This window comes from Sedimentibacter hydroxybenzoicus DSM 7310, from assembly GCF_013403245.1.
GTDB classification, from domain to species: Bacteria; Bacillota; Clostridia; order Tissierellales; family Sedimentibacteraceae; genus Sedimentibacter; species Sedimentibacter hydroxybenzoicus.
Map to the genome: position 1 here is coordinate 15982 of NZ_JACBNQ010000007.1, position 17396 is coordinate 33377.

Consider the following 17396-nt stretch of genomic DNA (forward strand, 5'->3'; position numbering starts at 1 on the left):
ATGTAATCATAGGGAGAAAGCATGGATAAAAAAACATATTACAGAAGTATTCCCAAGGTTGATTTATTGATGGAATACGATGAAATTAGAAGCTTAGAAAAAAAATGCGGCAGAGAATATATTTTAGAATCGGTAAGAAAAGTTACTGAAGAATTAAGAGAATTTATTAATAATTCAGAATGTCAAGAGGATATAAATAAAAAAATAAAAAATCTTGTACCGGACATTGTTGGGGAAGTAAAAAGCTACACCGAATATAACTTAAAAAAGGTTGTAAACGGAACGGGAACAATATTACATACGAATCTGGGAAGAGCATTAATTTCCGATGAAGCTGCTGACAGAATCAAGCAATTGGTTACCGGCTATTCCAATTTAGAATACAACCTGAAAGATGGAATCAGGGGCTCAAGATATTCACATTTTGAAAAAATAATAACCAAAATAACCGGTGCAGAAGCGGCAATGGCAGTAAACAACAATGCCGCTGCTGTTTTATTGATTCTTTCTGCTCTTTGCAAGGGAAAGGAAGTAATAGTTTCAAGAGGAGAATTGGTTGAAATAGGAGGTTCCTTCAGAGTTCCGGAGGTTATGGAGCAAAGCGGTTGCATATTGAAGGAGGTTGGAACAACCAATAAAACGCATTTATATGATTATGATAATGCAATAAATGAAAACACAGCAGCACTATTGAAGGTTCATACCAGCAATTACAAGATTGTGGGATTTTCAGAATCCGTATCGGTTGATGAGCTGACAGAGCTCGGACTAAAACACAATTTACCGGTTATAGAGGATATAGGCAGCGGTGTCTTAGTTGATTTAAGCAAGTACGGATTAACCTACGAGCCTACTGTGCAAGCTTCTGTAAATTCAGGGGCCGACATTGTATGCTTCAGCGGGGATAAGCTGTTAGGCGGTCCGCAGGCGGGCATAATAGTAGGGAAAAAGGAATTAATTGAAAAAATAAAAAAACATCCTTTAACTCGTGCTTTGAGAATCGATAAATTTACAAGCTGCGCATTGGAAAGTGTATTTTTGGATTACATGGATGAAGAAAAGGCTGTATCAAGTATTCCCGTTTTAAAATTAATCAACAGAAACAAGGATGAGTTATTAAATACGGCAAATTTGTTACATGATAGATTAATAAAAACATTGAGAAATAAGTGTGAAGTTCTTATAGAAGATTGTCAGTCGCAAATTGGGGGAGGTTCACTGCCTCTTGAGAGAATTGAAAGTATTTCACTCAGCTTTAAGCCATTTAACATAACTACGTCATCTTTAGAAAATAAATTAAGACATTTGGAAACGCCTATTGTAGGAAGAGTTGTTAACGATCGTTTTATTATAGATTTGAGAACCGTACTTCAAGGGGAAGAGGAGATAATTTCTGAGGCTTTTAAATGCATCTTTGAGGAGGAAAGATGAAAAATATAATAATTGGTACAGCCGGGCATATAGATCACGGTAAGACAACCTTAATAAAGGCATTGACGGGAAGAGAAACCGACAGATGGGAAGAAGAAAAAAGAAGGGGCATAACCATAGATTTAGGTTTTACTTATTTTGACCTGCCTAACGGCAATAAAGCAGGTATTATTGATGTACCCGGACACGAAAGATTTATAAAAAATATGTTGGCGGGCGTTATAGGAATGGATTTGGTGCTTCTTGTTGTAGCTGCCGATGAAGGAATGATGCCTCAAACGACGGAGCATTTAAATATATTAAATATGCTGGGAGTCAAAAAAGGTATAGTAGTTATAACCAAGTATGATTTAATAGATTCGGAATGGCTTGAGCTTGTCAAGGAAGATATAAAAGAGGAATTAAAGGATACCTTCTTAGAAAATGCACCTATGATTGAGGTGTCCTCCAAGACAGGTTACGGCTTGGATAAATTGATTGATGCAATTGTCAATAAAACAGAAACTGAGATTGAAGAAAGAGACATCAATACTATCCCGAGACTTCCCATAGACAGAGTTTTTTCAATAACCGGATTCGGAACTGTTATAACAGGCACGCTTATTTCAGGCAATCTTAAAAAAGGTGATGAAGTAGAAATTTATCCGGTCAATAAAATATGTAAAATAAGAAATATTCAAGTTCATTCAAATGACGCAAATGAAGCTTATGCCGGACAAAGAACTGCCATAAATTTATCCAATGTTAAAAAATCTGAAATTTACAGAGGCTGTGTTATAGCGCCCAAAAATTCTATGAAAAATACGATGATGCTGGATGTTAAGCTGAGTATACTTAAAAGCTCAAGGCGCATTGTTGAAAACCGTTCAAGATTACATCTTTATACAGGGACAAGCGAAATACTGTGCAGGGTGGTTCTTCTTGACAGAGATGAATTGTCTCCGGGAGAAAGCTGTTATGCTCAGTTAAGGCTGGAAGAAGAAATTGCGGTAAGAAGAAAGGATAAATTTATAGTCAGGTTTTACTCTCCCATGGAAACAATAGGAGGCGGCGAAATAATAGAGCCGGTACCATTAAAAAAGAAAAGATTCGATGATTTATTACTCGAAGAGCTTAAAGTCAAGGAAAAGGGAAGCAGCAGTGACGTTATAGAAAAAATAATAACGGAAAATTCAAAGAATGTACCTTCAATTTCTGATATAGCGAAGATAACAGCACTTTCGGAGGAAGAAATAAGGTTAAGTGTAGAAATTCTTGAAGAGGAAGAAAAAATAACTGTATTTAACTTTAAAAATGAGAAGTATGTATGGCATAAAAATTATGAAAGAAGCATCGAAGAAAGTATCGAAAAATATCTGTACAAATATCATGAAACAAAACAATATTCTAAGGGTACTAAAAAATCAGAAATAAAAAGCAGGTTTTTGCCGGCAGTTAAGCAGACGGTATTTGATTTAATAATTCAATCCTTTGAAAGCAAGGGCTTAATCAAGACTGATGGGGAGTATGTATCCTTAGGCTACTTTCAAATACAATATGATGAGCAGTATAAAAATGTTGAGCATAATGTTATAAAAATATTAAGAGAAGCTAAATTTGAATTAATTAAATTGGAAGAGCTTGCAGTTATGATTAACAGCAATAAAACAGAAGAAATTATTTCCTTGATGCTTGATGATAAAAAGCTGGTGAAAATCGGTGAATCAGGAATAACTACTTCTGAAATATACAATGATGCAAAAGAAAAGTTAGTTGAATTTATTAAGAAAAATACAAAAATTTCAGCAGCGCAATACAGGGATTTATTAGATACAAACCGTAAAATTGCAATAGGTCTCCTTGAACATTTCGATAGCGTTAAGGTTACAAAAAGGGTTGAAAACGACAGAATTTTATTTTAATGTCATGCTATTGCCAATGCATAAAAACCCAAAACGAATATTTGGCTTGACTTTTTTGCCAATTCAATGTAAGATTAATAAAAGTTTAATTTTTGTAACAAACTAATGAAGGAGCGTAACAAATGAAGGTATTAATTGTTGATGATGAACTATTATTGATTAAAGGTCTTAAAAATAGTTTCGAGCAGGACAGTTATGAAGTGGACTTAGCTCTTGAAGGTAATGAGGCATTAAGGAAAGTATCATTAAATGATTATGACATTATTTTGTTAGACCTTATATTGCCCGACCTGGATGGACTTGAGGTTTGTCAGAAAATCAGAGAAATATCAAACGTTCCTTTATTGATTTTAACCGCTAACAACGAGGATATGAACAAAATACTCAGTTTAGAATACGGTGCTGATGATTATGTCACGAAGCCGTTTAATATATTGGAACTGAAAGCAAGAATTAAGGCAATTCTTCGAAGAACTAAGGGTATCAATCAAAAGCCTAATGAACAGACGGTTATCGTTGATGACTTTGTTATAAATGCATTAGGCAGAAAGGTAAGCTTGCAGGGACAGGAAATTAATTTAACCGCCAAAGAATTTGACTTATTACTACTTCTTGCTACGAATCCCGGTAAGGTTTATTCAAGAGAAGAATTGTTGGAAATCATATGGGGATACGAATATTTCGGTGATTTAAGAACCGTTGATGTCCATGTCAGGAGACTAAGAGAAAAGATAGAAAATAAGAATAAAAGCTATGAATACATCCTTACAAAATGGGGAGTTGGATATTATTTCAGGAATACTCATTGATAAAATTGGCTTGAATTATTTACGGTAGTATGTTATCATTATTCTGATGGGGATAGATAGGTGCTGGTGTGCCTCCTGGTCTTCAAAATCAGTCGCGGGGCGTTGAACCGTCCTGGGTGGGTTCAATTCCCACATATTCCCGCCATTTAAGGAGAATAGTGATGCATAAAAATGTATTGGTATGTGTTACACAACAGAAAACATGCGAAAAGCTCATAGAGCAAGGTGTTAAATTAACACAGGAAAAGGATGATAACCTGTATGTAATTCATGTGGTGAATGAAAATGATAAGTTTTTAAACAATTTCAGCGACGGTGAAGCATTGGAGTATCTATTTATGATAACTAAAAATGTAGGAGCTGAATTGGTGGTTAAAAGATCTAAGGATGTAATTAAATCTATAGTAGAATATGCTGAAGAAATGGAAATAACACACGTTGTTTTGGGAAGCTCACGAGCAAAGGACCCTTCAAACAACTTTGTTACGAAATTAAGAAAAGGGCTTCCGGACAGGGAGTTTGTTCTGTAATATTATGAATAAAATTTTTTTAGTATTTAAATTTCTTTTCGATAAACAAATTCCATTAAAAGAAAAATGGTGGATTATAATACCTCTGATTTATATACTGAGCCCGGTAGATTTAATCCCTATGCCAATATTAGGTTTCAGTGTATTGGATGATTTATTGATGTTCGTATATCTTATGAGCATAGTATCGGAAAAGACTAAAAAATATTACGGAAATGAAAAAAATCCGAAAGAAAATCTGAAAGAAAAAGATATTATAGAAAACGTAGAATATGAAATTGATGATGATGAGGATTTAAAATAATCCTCGTTTTTTTATGCCCTAACCCTGTTTTTAGTAAATTTATCTTTATTTTTGTCGAATTAATTGATAATATAGAAGTAGTATACAAATTTTCTGAGAATGCCGTGGAGGTGCTTATGAACAATAATTACAAGATTGTCCGAACTATTTTTGAAAATACGTTTCAAAGAGTAGTGGAATGCAAGGAAAATGAAACGGGAGATATTTTTTACAGCAATATTATTACAAGTCCGAAAGTTATTAATTTGATAAATATACCTGAGTTAAAATCTTTGTCATCTAATATATTGGAGGCCTATAATACAGACGATCGCATATACATTTATACATACCCTTTAAACCTCAGATATAAAGGCTTGAAGGAAGGTATCACCGGAAATCTTACATTAAAACAACAGTTTAATGTATCCGAAAAAATTATTATGCTTGCTCAAAACATATTTAATATGACTGATGTTGTTCAACAAAAAATTCTTGACTTAGATAGAATTTTTGTTGACGAAGATCATAATTTATATGTGGATTTAAACCTTGTTTTTGAACAGGAATATGATATTGCAGACAACGAAACCTTTAAAAGATTAGGAAACATTCTTCACTATATTTTTTCCGGAACCGAAATTGTTGACTACAATATTTCCGATACTATACCTCCCGATGTTCTCAAAATTATAGTAAGATGCCTTACTAAAGAGTATGTGTTTCCCAAGGATATATTTGAGGAGCTAAAGCAATCACCTATTTATGGAATGATATTTGCTCCTGTCAATACGACAGATATTAATAAAAGCATAATAAAAGAAAGAGAAACGGTTGAAAAAGAAACAGCAGAAGATGATAATTTTATTGAATCTGAAGCTGATTCCGTAAAGGAAGATGATTCGGTATTAAATATTTATTTGAATGGAGACAGCAAGCAAGAACAACCTCATAAAAATAAAAATGTATTTCCTAAAAAAGAAATACTCAGGTTAGCTGTTTCCTTGTTGATTGTTGTTATTGTTTTGCTAATAGGTAATAAAATAATAAAAATGTTCAATACCGAGGAAACTATGGGCGGCGATCCTAACAAACAAATAGGAAATGAAGAACCGGGAGAACAAGATCCTTCAGAACCGACAGACCCTGAAAATGATACACCTCCTTCAGATATAACCGATTCAACAGAAATATATTTTAACGACAAACTTTTAGAAAGTACCGGTTACAGCGGGTCGAAGGCGGAAATTGATAACAACATATACCTTGAAGGTAAAAATTCATTGTTAATTAAAAATGAAGGTGATGGAAAGGTTAAGAGCTTATTTGCTGTTGTTGATTTTAACGATGAAAAATTCAGTTATATGTTAAAACAGCAAATCGGAATAGGGGCTAAAATAAAGTCTGAAAAAGACGTGGAGGTATCTGTAGTGTTAGAGGCATACAATAATGGTGCTTTGGCATCTAATTTTCATACAAAATTAGATGTGTACGATGATATGTGGTCTCCTCTCACCGTTCCTATTAATGTGACAAATGCTGATTATTTAAATATTTACATAGAATATGAAGGTCAAAATAAGGTGTGGGTTGATTCAATTTACATTGATGTTATAAAATAATTTATTTAATTTTATGATATTATGGAACTTTTTTATAGGTTTTCACGTCTTATAATGAGGACTGATAGAATAGCGCAAAAGAGAGGTGGAATATGGATATAATAAAGATGGGGAATATCTCCAAAATGTACAAATCAGGACAAATACAGGTTGAGGCATTAAAAAATGTGTCTTTTACAATAAAAGAAAAAGAATTTGTTTCTATTATGGGACCATCAGGTTCGGGAAAATCGACTCTTCTTAATGTAATAGGATGCTTAGACCATGCTTCAAACGGCAGCTATGAGCTTTCAGGCAATGTAGTGGATAAGCTGAGTGATTCAAAAATGTCTGAAATCCGAAATATGTTTATCGGTTTCGTTTTTCAGAACTTTCATTTACTTCCCAGAGCTAATGCTATTAAAAATGTTGAAATTCCACTTATTTATAGGGGAATGAGCGGTAAGGAAAGAAAAGAATTAGCTGAGCATGCATTGGAAATGGTGGGACTTGAGGAAAGAATGCACCATTTACCGTCGCAGCTTTCCGGAGGGCAGCAGCAAAGAGTTGCAATAGCGCGAGCAATAGTGGGCAATCCGTCAATTATATTGGCAGACGAGCCAACGGGAGCTTTGGACACGAAGACGGGCGATTTGATTATGGAATTATTTATAGATCTTAATAAAAAACAATCTATGACAATTGTTCAGGTTACACACGAAGAAGAAATCGCCGAATACGGAAATAGAATAATAAGATTAGTAGATGGAGAAATAGTTTCTGATGAAAGCAGTGGAGGTATTTTAAATGTATAAAAAGATAGTTTCAATTATATTAGTAGTAGGCTTAGTATTTACCGGAGGTTATTTTACTGCAAAAATGTTAGTTCCTGACTCTTCTCAGGTTTCAAATGAGCCTAGATATGCTACAAAAGAGGTAACAAGAGGAGATATAAAGCAAGGAGTTAATATAACAGGACAATTAAACGGAAACTGGGGCGGCTCCATATCCGCACCGAAGCCGGAGGGTATAACCGACGCCAGCGGTATGAGTATTTCTGTTACATACAAGGTTGAAGAATTGTTTGTAGATGCAAATCAAATGATAAAAAAAGGAGACAACTTAGTTCGTTTGTCAGCAGAAAATCTCGGTGAAATATTGGATGATCTGACACAAAGCATACAGGATAAGCAAAGTTCCATAAGTGAAAAAACAATAGCTTTAGGCAAAATAATAAACAAGGATATAACAGATGTATCACAAGTGAACCCTAATGAAGGAATCGTTATAACTGCGCCAATAAGAGGCAGGGTAAGTGCATTGTCCATAACTGAAGGAGATATGCTGGAAAGTGGTCTTTTGGCTACGATAGTGGATGACAGCGTGGTTAAAATACCGTTTAAGGTTAATCAGCATGAATTTGAAAACCTCAAGGTGGGCGAAGAAGTTCAGATGCAGATATCAAGAATTGTAAAAGGAGCTACAGAAAATGAAGATAAAGAGGTTCCTTTATTCAATGGATTTATAACCGGAAAAATTACTTCATTGAGCGAAAACGCAGTACCGTCAACGGATATGATATACTACGTGCACAACGGTATGATTGAGGCTGCAAATCCGGGTCTCGTACAACCGGGTATGAAAGCACTGATATATAAACAGGAAAACGGAACACCTCTTTATTCATTAAATTTCACATCAACAGTTGCTTCTTATCTGAATGAGAAAAAGGTATATTATACCGGCAGTTTGGATACTACGGTAATTGCCACAGAGGTTTTGGTAAGTGAAAATGAATTTGTTGAAGAAGGTCAGACATTAATCAGGATTGCAGGTAATGATGTTACGGAGTCAATCCAAAGTAAAATAGAAGATATAAGAAAAATAAACAATGAAATAGAACAGCTTTACAAAAAAATCGATAAAGTATCTGAACTGACTACTAAGATGATGGTAACTGCACCTTCTGACGGAATGGTTTCTTACGTTATGTACAGAGAAGGAGATACTATAGAGGCTTCTGATTCAAGCGACCAATGGTCACTGCAGCTTTTGGATATGTATAATACCAATGAAATGTACATTTATACCACGGTATCCGACCTTGACGTTTTATATATCAGTCAGGATGCTCCGGTTATAGTGACAGTCGATGCATTGCCGGGAGAAACTTTTGACGGTGTTGTAACACATCTTAATCAATATACGGACAGAGACGGAAAGACTGTTTATAATGTCCAGATAAAGGTTGAAGGAAGAGAAGGACTCAGACCCGGTATGAATACAAACTGCTTTGTTGATTCGGGTGAATCATTGGATACCTTGTTAGTACCGATAGAAGCAGTATTCGAAGAAAACGGCAAACAAAAGGTTGAAGTTTTAACCGAAGGAAATGAGGTTGAAATAGTTGAGATAGAGGTTGGCTTAATGAACGATATGTTCGTAGAGGTTCTCAGCGGATTAGAGGAAGGTCAGCTTGTTGTTACAGGAAGCACGAAAGATTTAATGCCGAGTCAGTCGGTGCCGGAGAATGATGCAATCCTGCCGATAAATAATCAATAAATCAATGAGGAGTGATGATAATGCAAAGTAGAGGAAACATTTCATCTTTATTGATAAGATTGAAATTTTCAGCCATGATGGCATTGGACGGTATAGGCTCCAATTTACTGAGAACATTTCTTACAGTACTCGGTATATCTATAGGAGTTGCCGCCGTTGTAAGCTTGATGGGCATTGGTGAAGGCGCAAGAAAATCTATTGTGTCCCAATTTGAAAGCTTGGGTGAAAATGTTATTGTTATTAAGTCAAATGCCGAAAACATTACTTTTGATGCGAAAGAAGCAGAAGAAATTCCAAGCAGAGTTACTGGCATACAATACACAACACCTGTTGTATATACACAGGATACTCCAATAAGATGGAGAAGAGATGAAAGTAAAATGAATATTGTTGGTGTAAACGAGCAATATCCTCAAATAAAAGACCATAAGGTTTTGTCGGGAAACTTTTTTACATCTCTTCACGTAAAACAAAGATCTCCCGTAGCTGTTTTGGGATACAATGTAGCCAATAATTTATTAAACGGAAGAAGTCCAGTAGGTCAGACACTTAAAATAGACGGTATTAATTATCGTATAGTAGGTGTTTTGGCAGAAAAGGGTAAGGATAAGGGAGACGGTATAGATGATAAAATTGTTATACCGTACACATCTGCTCTAAAGATTGCGAACACTAAGGATATATTGGAAATATGGGCAAAGTCAAACAGTTCAGAAGATGCTGAGCTTGCCATGATCCAGTTAGGAAGAATATATCAGCGAAAAGTAGGTATAGGAAGCAATATCAGACCCGGAAACGGTCAGGAAGAAGAAGGAATGGAGCCCGATATGCCTATGGAGGAACCGATGCCCGAGGAGCCGTCACCCGAGGTTCCCGGAGAAAAAGAAAATGTATTTGAAAAAGGTGAAGAACCTTTGACAATCACAAGCTTAAACAACTTAGTTAAAGAAGCGGATCAGGCAAACAGAATAATGACAGTTCTTCTTGGCGGTATTGCCGCAGTTTCATTGCTTGTAGGCGGAATAGGCATTATGAACATAATGCTTGTAGCGGTAACCGAAAGAACGGGCGAAATAGGTGTAAGAAGAGCACTTGGAGCTAAAAAAGAGGATTTGCTGATACAATTTTTGCTTGAAGCTGTCTATGTCAGTATAATAGGCTGCGTAGTAGGAATTATACTGGGAGCATGGGCTGTTACAATAGTTTCGAAATACGGACTTTCAGCGATAGTAAGTTTTGATTCAATAAGAATAGCAGTATTTGTAGCCTTAACATCAGGATTGCTGTTTGGTGTTTATCCTGCGATAAATGCATCAAATCTGCCACCGGTAGAGGCACTTAAACGTCAGTGATCAAATGTAATATCATTAAGCAGATGACCCAAATCTCTTATTTGGTGTCAGTCGCTTATACTGTAAGTGAAAAAAATCGAGGTTTTGAAATTTCAAGACCTCTTTATTTTTAAGTTTGATGCATTCTTCTGTGAACTATATTGCATACATATTGCAAAGTATGGTAAAATAACTATATATTTGGAAGTATAAAAGGAGATTATTATGGAATTTAATTTAAATATCGGATTAAAACACAAAGAAGAAAAAACGGTGACAATGAATGATACTGCTTTCGTATTTGGAAGCGGAGCAGCTAAAGTGTTTGCAACTCCTATGATGATCGGACTTATGGAAGCAGCAGCAATGAATACCGTCAAGGATTATTTGCCTGAGGGCTTTTCTACTGTGGGTATCAGCGTTAATATAAAGCATATAGGAGCAACGGCAGTAGGTAAAAAAGTTTATGCCGAGGCAGAACTGATTGAAATTGACAGAAAAAGATTGGTATTCAATGTTGAAGCATTTGATGAGGATAAAAAAATAGGCGAAGGAATTCACGAAAGATTTATAATTGATGAAGAGAAGTTTATGAGCAATTTATCATGATAATTCAATTATTTATTTACTTTTATTCGATTTTTTAGTAAAATCTAAAAAAGGAGAAATTATTATGAAATGTCCAAAATGTAATTATTCCGAAAGCAAGGTTCTTGATACGAGACCAACCGATGACGGTTCTAAAATAAGAAGAAGAAGAGAATGCATGGTATGCGGTCATAGATTTACAACATACGAAAAAATTGAGGAAACACAAATCGTTGTTATTAAAAGAGACGGAACCAGACAAGGATATAACAGAGATAAAATTATAAACGGTCTTATAAGAGCATGTGATAAACGTTCTGTTTCTCTTGAAGAAATAGAAGGAATTGCTGACAAGGTTGAAAAACAGCTTTATAACACATTTCAAAATGAAGTGTCAACTGAAGTTATCGGAGAGCTTGTCATGAATGAATTGCAGGGCGTGGATGATGTTGCATATGTAAGGTTTGCTTCTGTTTACAGGAAGTTTAAAGATATTAATACTTTTATGGATGAGCTTAAAAAAATACTTGATGAAAGAAAAAAATAAGCAAAGGAGCAGGCATTATGTATATTAATTACGATGTTCTTAACATAACTAACGGCAATACAAAAATAATCGACACTGAATTCGGAAGAATGAAGGTAGAGAAAATAGAAGCAGGCAGGCTGAAAATAAAAACAGGGAAGATAATAGCTACGGATCCCATCCTGTTGTATGATGACGAAAGTTATTCGGAACGTGTAAAACCGGGAACTTATGTTATAAATATATATGTCGGAAAGACAGATAACAGAAAGAAACAAACAGTCGTATCTGAGCTTAGGATTAATGATAATGAGCCCGTTAAATGGGAAATGGCACTTTTGAAGGGCGAATCATCCAAGGGTTTTTCTCATGATGAATTCATGGGATATGAGGTTGAGAACGGTCTTGGCTGCTTTATGGATGAAAGTGTTATGGAGATTTTGGATGTAATGGATGATGAGGAATTAGATACTTACGAAAAATCAATAAAGGATGCAGTGAGAGGCAACGAATACTCATGTGCGGACATTGTTATAGACAAGAAAGACGGATGTAATATTGTGGTTTTTGCAACAGGATGGAATGAAGGTACATTTCCCACATATTACGGTTATGATAAAAGTAACAAGCTTTCAAGATTAGTTACAGATTTTATGGTAGTGGAGCTTTAACTTGTAGCGGATATCTTTAAATATATCAGAATGAATTAAGGATTTCATTTTCAAAGTGAGATTCTTTTTTTAGTTTACAGCATAAACGACTTAAAAATTTAATGTTAAATTAATGTTTATATATTAAAATTGATGCAGATATTAAAAACATACATAAATAACATATACATTCTTGAAATAATATAGAATTGATGTTAAAATAAATAATCTATTGAAGGTAAAAGGATACTTATGAGAAAAAAAATTAACAAATATGATATTGGATTAATTGTAGTAATAATTTTAATAAATTTATTTATTTTATTTTATGGAAGTAATAACATGGCACAAGCGACCGAGAAAATTGCTTATGTTTATTCAAATAATGAATTGGTTGGAAGATATACCTTAACAGAGGATTACGAAACAGAATTCAAGGTACAAGACAAAGAAGGATCAGGTTATAATACTGTCCATATTGAGGATGGTAGGATATGGATACACGAAGCGAGCTGTCCTGACCAAGTATGTTTACATCAGGGCAAAATTCAAAACGGCGGGGAAGTAATAGTGTGTCTGCCCAACAGGTTTATGATACAGATTGAGGGTGGTACTGATAATACAGCAGATGACCCTGACGACACAGATATTATCGCACAATAGATGACAGGATGAGTAAAAGATGAATAAAATTCAAAGATATATATTTTTATCTCTATTAACAGCAGGGGCATTAATTTTAAGCATTATTGAAGGCATGATTCCCCTGCCTTACGTTGCACCCGGTGCAAAATTGGGATTATCCAATATTGTAACAATGTCAATAATAATTGTTTTTGGATTCAAGGATGCTTTATTGGTTGTAATCATCAGATGCATATTGCTGATGCTCGTTGCAACAAATCCGATTACGTTTATTTACAGTATAGCAAGCGGTATAATGAGTACAATCGTAATGAGTTTCGGCTATAAATATTTTAAAAAGTTTAGTTTAATCGGTATCAGTGTACTGGGAGCAATGACGCATAATGCTTCCCAAGTAACTGTCGCAGCAATACTTTTTGAATCTGCAAACCTGTATTATTATTTGCCCGTATTGTCATTTGTAAGCATTTTTACAGGCTGCTTTGTGGGATATACGTCTATTTTTGTAACCGAAAATTTGAATAAGACATTATTAAAATTAAAAAGAGAGGTATAATATGAGGAAAGGAAACTCTGTTTATTTAATTTTGCTTTTGTTAACTTCAGTAATCATAGGTACAATTCTCGGCAGGGCATTTTCTGAATATTTACCTGTCTTAAATTACGGCGAATCAATAGGATTTGGCCCTGCAACATTGGATTTAAGCATATTTACGGTTACCTTTGGTTTTAATGCAAGCTTAACTGTTGCAGGAATAATTGGTATTATAATCGCAATAATAGTTTATAAAAAACTTTAAGGAAATAATATGAGAAATATAATTTTGGCATCAAAATCACCAAGACGTATAGAAATGCTTAAAAGATATTGCGAAGACCTGAAGATTGTTTCTCCGAATACGGAAGAATATGTTGATGAAAATGATTCTCCGCAAACAACAGTTATGAAAATAGCATTTGAAAAAGGTCTGGATGTGTATAAAAGCTGTGCGGATAAAGGAATAATAATTGCGGCAGATACTGTTGTTTATTTAGATAAAATAATGGGAAAACCTGAAAATGAACATGATGCATTTAATATTCTTAAATTACTTTCCGGCAGGACACACAAGGTTTATACAGGAATATGTATCATTGACAGCATAAACTTAAGAAAGGTTGTTGATTATGAAGAAACCTCTGTTGAGTTTAATGAACTAAGCGATGATTTAATAAAAAGCTATCTGAAGACCGGTGAATATGCCGATAAAGCAGGTGGCTACGGAATACAGGGATATGGAGAGCTTTTAGTAAAAGGTATAGACGGCTGCTATAATAATGTAAAAGGACTTCCCTTAACAAGGCTTAATAACTTATTGACAAAACATTTTTCTCATAAATTGCTTTAAAATTAAAGCTTTAGCTTTAATATTGCATATTGGAGGTAAAAATGGACAATAATAATTATACCATAAAATCTATTCCTGCAGAGGATAGACCTCAGGAAAAGTTGTTAAAATATGGAGCAAACAACTTGTCTAATTCAGAACTCTTAGCAGTAATATTAAGAACGGGAAATAAAGAAGAGAATGTTTTAAAGCTATCTCAGAGAATTTTGTCTGAAGACAATAAAGGACTTAAGAATATAGCAGAAGGTACGGTACAAAAGTTTAAATCCTTTAAAGGCATAAGTGATGCAAAGGCAGCTCAGCTTATGGCTCTGTCAGAACTTAGCAAAAGAATAAGTACCTTAAAAATAGAAAGAATAAAAATTTCTTCTCCAAGTGATGCTGCCGTTGTTATGATGGAGGAAATGAGGTATTATAAAAAGGAATATTTTAAAATTATTTTATTGGATACTAAAAATAATATAACGAAGATTTCTGAAATTTCTGTTGGAAGCCTGAATTCATCAATAGTTCACCCAAGAGAAGTGTTTTCGGAAGCGGTAATAAATTCTGCTTCTTCTATAATATTGGTACATAATCATCCAAGCGGAGAATCAGAACCAAGCCATGAAGATATAGTTTTAACGAATCGTCTGGATGAATGCGGTAAAATTTTAGGAATTAAGGTTTTAGATCACATTATTATAGGTGATGGTGTTTTTTACAGTTTTAAAGAAGAAGGTTTAATTTAATTTGACAACGAAAGGAAATAAAATGGGATTTTTTAATATATTTACTCAAAAAGTAGGCATAGATCTTGGAACATCAAATACTCTGATATACGTAAACAACAAAGGAATTATAGTAAATGAACCGTCGGTAACAGCTATTAATGTAAATACGAATCAAGTATGTGCTGTTGGTACTCCGGCAAAAGAAATGCTTGACAGGACACCTAAATCAATAAACGCCATAAGACCCCTTCAAAACGGCGTTATAGCCGATTTTGAAATCACAAGGGCTATGGTAAAGTATTTTATTGAAAAGGCATTGAATAAAAGAAGATTCGTAAAATCTAATATTGTTATTTGTGTACCTGTTGGTGTTACGTCCATTGAAAAAAGAGCAGTTGAGGAAGTAGCATATGATGCGGGAGCAAAAAGGGTTAAGCTGGTTGAGGAGCCCATGGCTGCTGCAATCGGAGCAGGATTAAATGTTGATCAGCCCGTTGGAAATATGATTATTGATATAGGCGGCGGAACTACAGAAATAGCAGTTATATCACTGGGAGGAATAGTTGTAAGTGATTCGCTTCGAATTGCCGGCGATGACATGGATGTAAATATAAAGGATTATATAAAGCTTAAATATAAAATGGAAATCGGACTTATAACTGCGGAAAAAACTAAAATGGTTTTAGGAAATGCAAGCAAGAAGTATTACAGTAAAGCCAATGATAATGATGAAGAAGGGGTCTCAAAAGACTATAGGACAGAAATGGAAATTCGAGGTAGAGATATAGTTTCGGGGCTTCCCTTAAATATAGTTGTAACAAGTGATGAAATAAGAGAAGCTATTATGGAAACGGTTAATAATATTGTAAATGCAATAAAAAGAGTTTTAGAAAAAACACCTCCCGAATTGTCCTCTGATATTTATTCTAATGGCATAGTATTAACAGGCGGAGGAGCGTTGTTAAAGGGTCTGGATATTTATATAGAAAAAGAAACAGGATTAAGAGTATTTATAGCAGACAATCCGTTACACAGCGTTGCTTTGGGTGCAGGTAAAATATGTGAGCTTCTCTAAAGTGGTGAGTAAATGAATTTTGTAAGAAAGTATTATAAAAGAATATTATTTTTACTTACAGTTTTAATATTAATAATTTTAATCGGCCTCTCTTCTGTGGGTAGAGGAGAGGTAGATTTAGGTTTTTTTGGAAACGCTGTTGCGGGATTCCAAAAATTGACTTTTAATACTGGACATACCATAATCAGCTCCATTTATTCGGTACAAGATATTGTAAGAATGCGTGAAGAAAATAATATGCTTACGGACACGGTACATGAGCTTCAGGAAACTGTGAGAATTTTGGAAAACATCGTAAATAAGTCAGAGGCCCTTGAAACCGAATATGAAATGAAAAAGAACCTTAAATATGATTACACTGTTGGACAAGTGATCGCATTGGATGATTCTAATTGGTTCAGCAGAGTAACCATTGATAAGGGAGAAAAAGACGGTATAAAGAAAAATGACATTGTTATACACGCAGTGGAAACTGAAGTAGGGGTAGTCCAAATAGGCTTAGTAGGAGTAGTAACACAGACATCATCAAATTGGGCTAAGGTAATAACCTTATTGGATGAAAGTTGCAAAATCAGCTTCAGAGATATAAACACCGATGAAAGCGGAATCTTGCAGGGAAGTGTTGACGGAACAATTACAGGATATTTTTTCAACAGCAAGGCGCAGGTAAACAAGGATGACTCTTTGGTTACTTCAGGTATAGGTGAAATTTATATACCGGACATTTATATCGGAAAGGTAACTGAAATAGTTCCAACTACAGATGCTTCAACTCAAAGAATTGTAATAAATCCTGCTGTTGAATTTACCAAGTTGAATAGAGTTTATGTACTTAAAGTGGACAGATGAAAGGTATAATTAAATGAAAAAATTTAGTTTAATGGCTGTTGTTATTATTTTAAGTTTTATCATACAAACATCTTTGTTAAATCATTTTGCCGTATTTAATACTACACCCAATCTATCGTTGACCGTATTGGTTGTATTTGCCATGATGTCAAATGGTATAGCCGGTGCAATTATTGGATTGTTTACAGGTATGATGTACGATGCAATGATTTACGATGTTTTTGGAGTTTACACACTTATTTATTTTATAATAGGAGCTGTTATAGGAAATTACAGCGAAGATATGATAAGGGAAAGCTATGTTGCATATACAACTGTTACGGGAATCTCTACATTTGTAATGCATTTTTCTTTATACGTTATACTATTCTTTTTGAAATATCGAATGAACTATGCGGGAAGTATCATAAACAATATTTTTATTGAAACAATATTAAATATGATCCTTGTTGTCTTTGTTTTTAAATTTATGAATTTTTTATTTGACAAACTTAATGTCAAATAGTCTGTAGTA

20 protein-coding genes and 1 tRNA gene are annotated in these 17396 nt (G+C 34.3%); all 21 read left to right on the top strand.

Annotated features, from left to right (window positions below; all coding sequences use genetic code 11):
* The first annotated feature begins 21 nt into the window (after positions 1–21).
* The 21 genes from selA (at position 22) to mreD (ending at position 17387) form a co-directional block, all read left to right on the top strand.
* Positions 22–1431, top strand: a complete 1410-nt coding sequence (gene selA / locus HZF24_RS07740) for an L-seryl-tRNA(Sec) selenium transferase (protein ID WP_179237730.1) — start codon at positions 22–24, stop codon at positions 1429–1431.
* Positions 1428–3332 (top strand): selenocysteine-specific translation elongation factor, encoded by a 1905-nt coding sequence (gene selB, locus HZF24_RS07745; protein WP_179237731.1) that lies wholly within the window; start codon positions 1428–1430, stop codon positions 3330–3332. Before selA ends, selB begins: the two co-directional genes overlap by 4 nt.
* Positions 3333–3454: 122 nt before the next feature.
* Positions 3455–4141 (top strand): response regulator transcription factor, encoded by a 687-nt coding sequence (locus HZF24_RS07750; protein ID WP_179237732.1) that lies wholly within the window; start codon positions 3455–3457, stop codon positions 4139–4141.
* 48 nt (positions 4142–4189) lie between these two features.
* A tRNA-Sec gene (locus tag HZF24_RS07755) sits at positions 4190–4286 on the top strand.
* A gap of 16 nt (positions 4287–4302) precedes the next feature.
* Entirely contained in the window at positions 4303–4671 is a 369-nt protein-coding gene (locus HZF24_RS07760; protein WP_218835275.1) for a universal stress protein, read from the top strand.
* Between the two features lie 4 nt (positions 4672–4675).
* Positions 4676–4975 carry a YkvA family protein gene (locus HZF24_RS07765; RefSeq protein ID WP_179237733.1) on the top strand — a complete coding sequence of 100 codons (300 nt, stop codon included), beginning with the start codon at positions 4676–4678 and terminating at the stop codon, positions 4973–4975.
* 116 nt (positions 4976–5091) lie between these two features.
* Positions 5092–6576: a hypothetical protein gene (locus HZF24_RS07770; protein WP_179237734.1), complete on the top strand. Its 1485-nt coding sequence runs from the start codon at positions 5092–5094 to the stop codon at positions 6574–6576.
* A 92-nt stretch (positions 6577–6668) separates the two neighbouring features.
* A complete protein-coding gene (locus tag HZF24_RS07775) occupies positions 6669–7370 on the top strand; it encodes an ABC transporter ATP-binding protein (RefSeq protein ID WP_218835276.1) in 702 nt (233 codons plus the stop codon).
* Complete coding sequence (locus HZF24_RS07780; protein ID WP_179237735.1) at positions 7363–9117, top strand: efflux RND transporter periplasmic adaptor subunit; 1755 nt, start codon at positions 7363–7365, stop codon at positions 9115–9117. Before HZF24_RS07775 ends, HZF24_RS07780 begins: the two co-directional genes overlap by 8 nt.
* A 20-nt stretch (positions 9118–9137) precedes the next feature.
* Positions 9138–10469 (top strand): ABC transporter permease, encoded by a 1332-nt coding sequence (locus tag HZF24_RS07785; protein WP_179237736.1) that lies wholly within the window; start codon positions 9138–9140, stop codon positions 10467–10469.
* Between the two features lie 204 nt (positions 10470–10673).
* On the top strand, positions 10674–11057 hold the full coding sequence (locus tag HZF24_RS07790; protein WP_179237737.1) for a thioesterase family protein: 384 nt from the start codon (positions 10674–10676) through the stop codon (positions 11055–11057).
* 64 nt (positions 11058–11121) lie between these two features.
* Positions 11122–11583, top strand: a complete 462-nt coding sequence (gene nrdR / locus HZF24_RS07795) for a transcriptional regulator NrdR (RefSeq protein WP_179237738.1) — start codon at positions 11122–11124, stop codon at positions 11581–11583.
* 17 nt (positions 11584–11600) lie between these two features.
* Positions 11601–12233, top strand: a complete 633-nt coding sequence (locus HZF24_RS07800; RefSeq protein WP_179237739.1) for a DUF4241 domain-containing protein — start codon at positions 11601–11603, stop codon at positions 12231–12233.
* 231 nt (positions 12234–12464) lie between these two features.
* A complete protein-coding gene (locus HZF24_RS07805; RefSeq protein ID WP_179237740.1) occupies positions 12465–12875 on the top strand; it encodes a NusG domain II-containing protein in 411 nt (136 codons plus the stop codon).
* A gap of 19 nt (positions 12876–12894) precedes the next feature.
* Entirely contained in the window at positions 12895–13413 is a 519-nt protein-coding gene (locus HZF24_RS07810) for a Gx transporter family protein (protein WP_179237741.1), read from the top strand.
* Between the two features lies 1 nt (position 13414).
* Positions 13415–13657, top strand: coding sequence for a DUF4321 domain-containing protein (locus HZF24_RS07815; protein ID WP_179237742.1), 243 nt, complete (start codon positions 13415–13417; stop codon positions 13655–13657).
* A 9-nt stretch (positions 13658–13666) separates the two neighbouring features.
* Entirely contained in the window at positions 13667–14245 is a 579-nt protein-coding gene (locus HZF24_RS07820; protein ID WP_179237743.1) for a nucleoside triphosphate pyrophosphatase, read from the top strand.
* A 41-nt stretch (positions 14246–14286) separates the two neighbouring features.
* A complete protein-coding gene (gene radC / locus HZF24_RS07825) occupies positions 14287–14976 on the top strand; it encodes a RadC family protein (RefSeq protein ID WP_179237744.1) in 690 nt (229 codons plus the stop codon).
* A 22-nt stretch (positions 14977–14998) separates the two neighbouring features.
* A complete protein-coding gene (mreB, locus tag HZF24_RS07830; protein ID WP_179237745.1) occupies positions 14999–16033 on the top strand; it encodes a rod shape-determining protein in 1035 nt (344 codons plus the stop codon).
* A gap of 12 nt (positions 16034–16045) precedes the next feature.
* Positions 16046–16882 (top strand): rod shape-determining protein MreC, encoded by an 837-nt coding sequence (mreC, locus tag HZF24_RS07835; RefSeq protein WP_179237746.1) that lies wholly within the window; start codon positions 16046–16048, stop codon positions 16880–16882.
* A gap of 13 nt (positions 16883–16895) precedes the next feature.
* Positions 16896–17387, top strand: coding sequence for a rod shape-determining protein MreD (gene mreD / locus HZF24_RS07840; RefSeq protein WP_179237747.1), 492 nt, complete (start codon positions 16896–16898; stop codon positions 17385–17387).
* Positions 17388–17396: the final 9 nt, after the last annotated feature.